At 43.6% G+C, this 6,675-nt stretch carries 8 protein-coding genes; all 8 read right to left on the bottom strand.

All coding sequences use genetic code 11. The annotated features are described in order from the left end of the window. Window positions 1–151: 151 nt before the first annotated feature. Window positions 152–1,597 carry a group II intron reverse transcriptase/maturase gene (ltrA, locus tag NT175_11990; GenBank protein ID MCX6235414.1) on the bottom strand — a complete coding sequence of 482 codons (1,446 nt, stop codon included), beginning with the start codon at window positions 1,595–1,597 and terminating at the stop codon, window positions 152–154. Between the two features lie 83 nt (window positions 1,598–1,680). Continuing rightward, window positions 1,681–1,836: a hypothetical protein gene (locus tag NT175_11985; GenBank protein MCX6235413.1), complete on the bottom strand. Its 156-nt coding sequence runs from the start codon at window positions 1,834–1,836 to the stop codon at window positions 1,681–1,683. A gap of 241 nt (window positions 1,837–2,077) precedes the next feature. Beyond that, window positions 2,078–2,596, bottom strand: a complete 519-nt coding sequence (locus tag NT175_11980) for a ferritin (GenBank protein MCX6235412.1) — start codon at window positions 2,594–2,596, stop codon at window positions 2,078–2,080. Window positions 2,597–2,668: 72 nt separating this feature from the next. After that, entirely contained in the window at window positions 2,669–3,556 is an 888-nt protein-coding gene (atpG, locus tag NT175_11975; protein ID MCX6235411.1) for an ATP synthase F1 subunit gamma, read from the bottom strand. Window positions 3,557–3,609: 53 nt separating this feature from the next. Then, complete coding sequence (gene atpA, locus NT175_11970) at window positions 3,610–5,199, bottom strand: F0F1 ATP synthase subunit alpha (GenBank protein ID MCX6235410.1); 1,590 nt, start codon at window positions 5,197–5,199, stop codon at window positions 3,610–3,612. 27 nt (window positions 5,200–5,226) lie between these two features. Further along, a complete protein-coding gene (gene atpH, locus NT175_11965; GenBank protein ID MCX6235409.1) occupies window positions 5,227–5,784 on the bottom strand; it encodes an ATP synthase F1 subunit delta in 558 nt (185 codons plus the stop codon). 27 nt (window positions 5,785–5,811) lie between these two features. Further along, window positions 5,812–6,339 (bottom strand): F0F1 ATP synthase subunit B, encoded by a 528-nt coding sequence (gene atpF, locus NT175_11960; protein ID MCX6235408.1) that lies wholly within the window; start codon window positions 6,337–6,339, stop codon window positions 5,812–5,814. Window positions 6,340–6,393: 54 nt separating this feature from the next. Beyond that, complete coding sequence (atpE, locus tag NT175_11955) at window positions 6,394–6,654, bottom strand: ATP synthase F0 subunit C (protein MCX6235407.1); 261 nt, start codon at window positions 6,652–6,654, stop codon at window positions 6,394–6,396. Window positions 6,655–6,675 lie beyond the last annotated feature (21 nt).

The raw sequence follows: 6,675 nt of genomic DNA, 5'->3' as shown, positions 1-6,675 counted from the left end.
AGGTCGGGGCAGAAAATGAAAAATTTTTCAATAAAATGAAAAATTTTTCGTAAAGTGTTAATAATCAATGAGAATAATTTTGAAAAAATTTCAAAATTTTTAGAAATGATAATCGAGTAGGAAGTGAGGGATTAATTCCCTCACTGTCCTCTCACACCACCGTACGTGCCGTTCGGCATACGGCGGTTCGTAAAGATAAAGAATTATAGTAAATCTCGGAAAGACCGGAAAGACCAAGTTTGCGAAAGTGTTCGTTGGTTAGCGAACGAGATAGAATAGGGCTATTGGCTGTGTGCCAGTAGCCTTTCCTCGTATTTGCAAACTCCCATGCCTTGGAAACAGGGATGCCTAATCGGACAAGATTCTCTTTTCTTGTACCGATTTTCTTCCATTGCTTCCAATAGCACATGCGTAGCCTGCGCCGCAACCATTCATCTGTCATTTGGCAATGTGTACCCATGTCGGCTAGCCTGTAATAGTTGACCCATCCTCGTATCATCTGGTTGAGTTTATCTATCCTGGCTCCCATACTGATACCCTTGCTCCTTCCAGTTAGCTCTTTTAGTTTGGCTTTCATCCTGCTGAGTGGTTTGGCATGTACTCTCATTCGTGCCATCCCCCTTCGATAGTAAAAGCTAAAACCTAAGAACTTCCTTCTTGTCGGGTAGTCCACAGCGCTTTTCTCCCGGTTGACTTTCAGTTTCAGTCGCTTTTCAATAAACTGGCTTACGCTGTCCATCACCCGGTTGCCTGCCTTCTTGCTTTTAACGTATATATTACAGTCATCAGCATAGCGACAGAACCGGTGGCCGCGCCTTTCCAGTTCCTTGTCCAACTCATGAAGCATCACATTGGACAGCAGGGGACTTAATGGCCCACCTTGGGGTGTTCCCTCTTCGGTAGGACTTACCAGCCCGCCCAGCATTACTCCCGCTTCGAGGTATGCCCGGATGAGTTTCAATACCCGCTTATCCTTTATCCTTTTGGCAAGCAGATACATCAGCTTATCATGGTTAACCCTGTCGAAGAACTTTTCCAAATCCAAATCTACTACTACCCTATTCCCTTCGGTAATGTACTTTTGTGCCTGTTCTATGGCCTGATGTGCATTGCGCCCGGGTCGGAAACCGTAACTGTAATCGGAAAATTCTTTCTCAAAAATCGAAGATAATACCTGGGCTATCCCCTGTTGTATCATCCGGTCTACTACTGTTGGGATACCCAACAGCCTTATTCCACCATCCGGCTTGGGTATTTCTACCCTGCGTACCGGTTGCGGTCGGTACTTCCCTTCCAGTATGGATTGCTTGAGGCTTTCTCCATGTTCTTTAAGGTATGGTAGAAGTTCATCCACTTGCATACCATCTATCCCATGGCTGCCGCCGTTCTTCTTTACCCGCTTGTACGCTTGGTTCAGGTTGTCCCTGCCCAGAACTTTTTCAAGCAATCTACCGGTGTTTACTTTATTCCCGTCTTCGCCTTCTGTTGACGCTGGGGCAATGCTCCGCTCTCCCACCTTACCTCGGAGTTCCACTCCTTCTTCCGGTGGGTAGTGCCGATGGTTATCGGCATTGGCTGCTTTCCTTACTTTGCTCACAAGTCATTCAGTGTTTAAAGACATCTTTACGTTCTGCCCTTCTCCCGCACCTGAGGGATACTATGGCTTCTGCTGACTCCTGGTCATTCAGCTATACATCCCTGCATAGGTTGTCGGTTCTGATAAACTTCGCCAACGTACTGACCAGGTCTCCCCGGGTAAGAACGATAACTCTCATCCCATATACCTGCTGCATTTACTCCAAGGGGTTCGGGCAGTATTGGACTTCGCTTTGTCATGCAAGCTCGTCCGCCCCTCATAAGCCTTTCTATGCAATTCTTGTTCATCAGGCCGGAACTTTGCCGCCGGCTTCCTTCAGATTCCTCCTCACGAAGGACACCCTTGCCTTAAGCTAACACTTCCCACTGCCAAGTGTGTTCGGGTCTTGCACCCTATAGCTATCGCCCATGCCGGGCGCACATAAAAAAAGAGTACCCTTTAGAGAGTACTCTTTTCAAATGGAAGTGGTAACCGGATTTTTCAGGCCTGGTTTGAGGTTGCCGTTTTAGCTGCAACCAAAGCCTCCAGTTCTTTATCAATCAGGAAAATGCCACTTTTTTCCGCTCCGGCAAGATTCATTTTATCAAGGACAGTATGTACGAGTTTTTCCTCCTCAATCTGTTCGGTAATATACCATTGCAGGAACTGGCCTGTTGTATAATCTCTTTCCTCAGTGGCGAGCTCAAATAGTTTATTTATCTGTGCCGTCACAAATTCTTCGTGTTTAAGGCTTTTCTGAAATACATCGAGCGGCGAGTCGTATTTACTGACCGGATGAGCCAAATCACTTAATAGGGCATGCCCACCACGGTCATTGACAAAATGAATGAGTTTGGTCATATGCATCCGCTCCTCATCAGAGTGGATATAAAGAAAATGAGCTGCTCCCGGATAACCATTTGATTCGCACCAGGAAGCCATTGACATGTAAATTCGTGAGGAGTCTTCCTCAATCTTTATCTGCTCAATAAGGGCTTTTTCAACTTTTTTTGAAATCATAGCTGTTTGTTTTAATGTTCGTTTATAGATAAACATCTAAAATACATAAAAGTTTAATTCATTCGAAGCGACTTATCCTTTAAGTGCCTCAGCGCCGGTGATAATCTCAAGAAGTTCCTTGGTAATTGCGGCCTGCCGGGCTTTATTGTATGAAAGACGCAACTCCTTAAGTATTTCGGTGGCGTTGTCGGTAGCCTGATGCATGGCTGTCATCCTGGCTCCCTGTTCTGAGGCAAATGAATCCAGAATGGCCTTATAGAATTGAATTTTAAGTGATTTGGGAATTATTTCCGTAACTGTCTGTTCCCTTGAAGGTTCAAAGATATAATCATTAACCGGAATATTACCTCCATCTTTTTGATGTCCGATGGTTTCTACAGGAAGGAATTGTTCAATAACCAGTTTTTGAACAGAAGCGTTTTTGAATTGATTGTAAATAATGTCGATCCGGTCATATTTACCAGCTGTATAGTCGTTCATCAGCAAACGGGTAATTTTTGATACATTTTCAAAAGAAAGGTCATCAAAGACAGGATCAAAACTTTCAACGACCGGGTATTTATTTTTCCTGTAAAAGTCAGTGGCATATTTCCCGATGGTGATTATGTAAAGCTGCCCCTTCTGAAGGTAAGATTGATAATTTTTATGGATATGTTCATTGGTAGCCTTGATAACGTTGGAGTTGAATGCTCCGCAAAGGCCTCTGTTGGAGGTAACCGGAATCAGCAAGACATGTTCTATTTGCCTTTTATTGGAATACAGGCTATCACCGGTATTTTCGAGGCTGGAAGCAACATTTTGCAGGATCTCCTGCAGTTTTGAAGCATATGGCCGGAGCTGCAAAATAGCATTCTGAGCTTTTCTAAGCTTGGATGCGGCGACCATTTTCATGGCGCTGGTAATTTGCTGCGTCGATTTGACTGAAGCTATCCTATTTCGAACTTCCTTAAGATTGGCCATTTAATAAATTTTAAATCCTGTATTTCTCCCTCCTGTAATATTTAATAAGGACATCAGACAGATGAAGTGAACTTTGGTATGAGATCTTTAGCTTTCGATTCCATAATCTTCACATCCTCATCAATTAATTTACCCTCTTTAAGGTTATTAAGTACATTTCTATGATGAAGTTTCATTTCATGTAAATATTCTATTTCAAAGTTCTTAATTCTATGGACCGGTATTTTTTGAAGGAGGCCCCTTGTGCCGCAGAAAATGATGGCAATTTGTTCATCAACCGGCATCGGGACATACTGATCCTGTTTAAGGATTTCCACATTCCGCGATCCTTTATCCAATACAGCCTTTGTGGCAACATCCAGGTCGGAGCCAAATTTAGCAAAAGCTTCAAGTTCACGGTATTGAGCTTGGTCAAGTTTGAGGGTGCCGGCGACTTTCTTCATAGACTTGATCTGAGCGTTTCCTCCGACTCTTGAGACGGATATGCCGACATTAATTGCAGGTCTTATCCCGGAGTTGAACAGGTTTGTTTCAAGGAATATCTGTCCGTCGGTGATAGAGATCACATTCGTAGGAATATAAGCAGACACGTCGCCGGCTTGTGTTTCAATGATGGGGAGGGCTGTCAGCGAACCACCGCCTTTGACAAGAGGACGTATACTTTCAGGCAGGTCATTCATTTTTCGTGCAATTTCGTCGGATGAAATAATTCTTGCTGCTCTTTCAAGCAATCTGGAATGCAGATAAAAGACATCGCCCGGATAGGCCTCACGTCCTGGTGGACGACGAAGCAATAAAGACACTTCCCTGTAGGCGACAGCCTGTTTTGAAAGATCATCATAAATGACAAGTGCCGGTCTACCTGTGTCCCTGAAATATTCACCAATTGCAGCACCGGCAAAAGGAGCATAAAACTGCATGGCAGCAGGGTCGGAAGCTGTAGCCATGATCACAACCGTATATGGCATGGCACCTTTTTCTTCAAAGGTTTTCACAATATTGGCCACTGACGACCCTTTTTGGCCAACAGCAACATAAATGCAATATACCGGTTTCCCTTTTTCATAATTTTCGCGCTGGTTGATAATGGTATCAATGGCAATGGCAGTTTTCCCGGTCGAGCGGTCGCCGATAATCAATTCACGTTGCCCCCGTCCGATAGGGATCATGGCATCAATAGGTTTTATACCTGTTTGCAAGGGTTCATTAACAGGTTGACGGAAAATGACACCCGGAGCTTTACGTTCAAGTGGCACTTCATAGCGTGTGCCCACCATCTCGCCCTTTCCATCAATCGGTTCTCCCAATGTGTTGATCACCCGTCCCAGCAGACATTCACCGGCCTTAATGGAAGCAATTCTACGTGTACGTTTAACTGTATCCCCTTCGTTAATATCCTGTGATTCGCCCAGTAAGACGATGCCCACATTATCTTCTTCCAGATTCAGTACAATGCCCTTGAGGCCATTTTTATCAAATTCGACCAGTTCGCCTGACTGCGCATTGCTCAAGCCATATATTCGGGCTATGCCATCACCAACTTCAAGAACGGTACCAACTTCTTCAAGTTCTGCGGCATCCTTGAAACCGGCAAGTTGTTGACGTAAAATCGCAGAGACTTCTGCGGGTTTAATTTGAGCCATTTTATTCGGAATTTATAATTTTATTTATCAGAATCCTTTAATATAAATATTACTTTCAAATTCCCTTTGTAGTTTCTTGATGCCGGTTATGATACTGGCATCATATTGTTTTCCATCGAGTTCAAGGACAAATCCACCGATAAGTCCGGCATCCACCTCTTCGTTAAGCTCAATTTGTGAGAAGGTATATTTCGATAATACCTGTAAGATTTTTTTTCTCATCTGATCATCGATAGCCACAGGTGTCACCAGCCGCACTTTCTTGATCTTTTTAAAATCCTTATATAAATCCACAAAATGTTCAGCAATTTCCCTGAGAAATGCCTCTCTTCTCTTTCGGATAATAATTTGTAAATAATTCAGGGATGCCTGATGAAACTGTTTGCCGAAAATCTGGTTTATAATAGCAATCTTTTTATGAAATTTCACAATAGGGCTTTTCAGGAGAAGGACAAAGTCACGGTTCGATTTACACACGTCCACAAGGGAGTCCATATCTGATTTGATTTTTTCAAGGACATCTGTTTCAACAGCAAAATCGAACAGTGCTTTGGCATATCGGTGTGCTATGATAGACTCTTTCATATCAGGGGCGGTTGATCATCAGATAAATCAGTTGAACTTAACTTCATCCATAAGCTTATCCAGTAATTCCTTTTGTTTCCCTGGTTTAGTAAGTTCTTCCCTGATCAATCTTTCTGCAATTTGGATAGATAACTGTGCCAATTGATTTTTCAGATCGGTTATGGCAGCCATTTTTTCATAATGAATACTTTCCTTTGCATTTTCGACAATCCGGCTGGCTTCTTCATGGGCTTTTTGCCTGGCCTCTTCGATGATTGTTTCTTTAAGAATACGGGCATCTCTCAGGATGTGATCCCTTTCCTCTTTTGCCTGTTTAATCAATTCCTCATGCCGCGACTTCAGTTGTTTCATTTCCTCACGTGTTTTGTCAGCTTCATGGATTGCCTCATCAATACGTTGTTCCCTGGCTTTAATGGCTTTCATGACAGGTCTCCAGGCATACTTTGTCAGAATAAAAAGGAGGATAGAAAATGACAAGGTCATCCAGAAAATAAGACCTATGCCGGGTGTGACAAGTTCCATAGTGTGATTGTTAGAATTAGTGAATAACCTCATCCCGACCCTCCCTATAAGGAGAGGGTCGGGATGGAGGCAAAAATTTATCTTCTGTTAAAAGAAGACCACCAGAAGGCATACCACAATTGCAAAGAAAGCAACCCCTTCAATCAAGGCGGCTGCGACAATCATGTTGGACCGGATATCGCCCACGGCTTCCGGTTGACGAGCAATGGATTCCAGGGCGCCCCGGCCAATCTGACCGATACCGATACCAGCACCTATTGCTGCGATGCCTGCTCCGATACCTGCTCCCATTTTTGCCAATGGCGCCAGGTCGGCTGCTGCCTGAAGTAAAACTGTTAATAGTGCCATAAATATAAAGTATTGATTAGT

The organism is Bacteroidota bacterium, assembly GCA_026391695.1.
In the GTDB taxonomy this organism is placed as follows: Bacteria; Bacteroidota; Bacteroidia; order Bacteroidales; family JAGONC01; genus JAPLDP01.
The sequence above is the reverse complement of the archived record's forward strand: the minus strand, read 5'-3'. Positions and strand labels throughout refer to the sequence as shown.

What these genes read in the sequence shown, in the direction of transcription:
- atpA (MCX6235410.1), bottom strand. Translation starts at nt 5,199, where the DNA reads ATGGCTCAAATTAAACCCGCAGAAGTCTCTGCGATTTTACGTCAACAA.
- atpE (MCX6235407.1), bottom strand. Translation starts at nt 6,654, where the DNA reads ATGGCACTATTAACAGTTTTACTTCAGGCAGCAGCCGACCTGGCGCCA.
- atpG (MCX6235411.1), bottom strand. Translation starts at nt 3,556, where the DNA reads ATGGCCAATCTTAAGGAAGTTCGAAATAGGATAGCTTCAGTCAAATCG.
- atpH (MCX6235409.1), bottom strand. Translation starts at nt 5,784, where the DNA reads ATGAAAGAGTCTATCATAGCACACCGATATGCCAAAGCACTGTTCGAT.
- NT175_11980 (MCX6235412.1), bottom strand. Translation starts at nt 2,596, where the DNA reads ATGATTTCAAAAAAAGTTGAAAAAGCCCTTATTGAGCAGATAAAGATT.
- atpF (MCX6235408.1), bottom strand. Translation starts at nt 6,339, where the DNA reads ATGAGGTTATTCACTAATTCTAACAATCACACTATGGAACTTGTCACA.
- NT175_11985 (MCX6235413.1), bottom strand. Translation starts at nt 1,836, where the DNA reads ATGACAAAGCGAAGTCCAATACTGCCCGAACCCCTTGGAGTAAATGCA.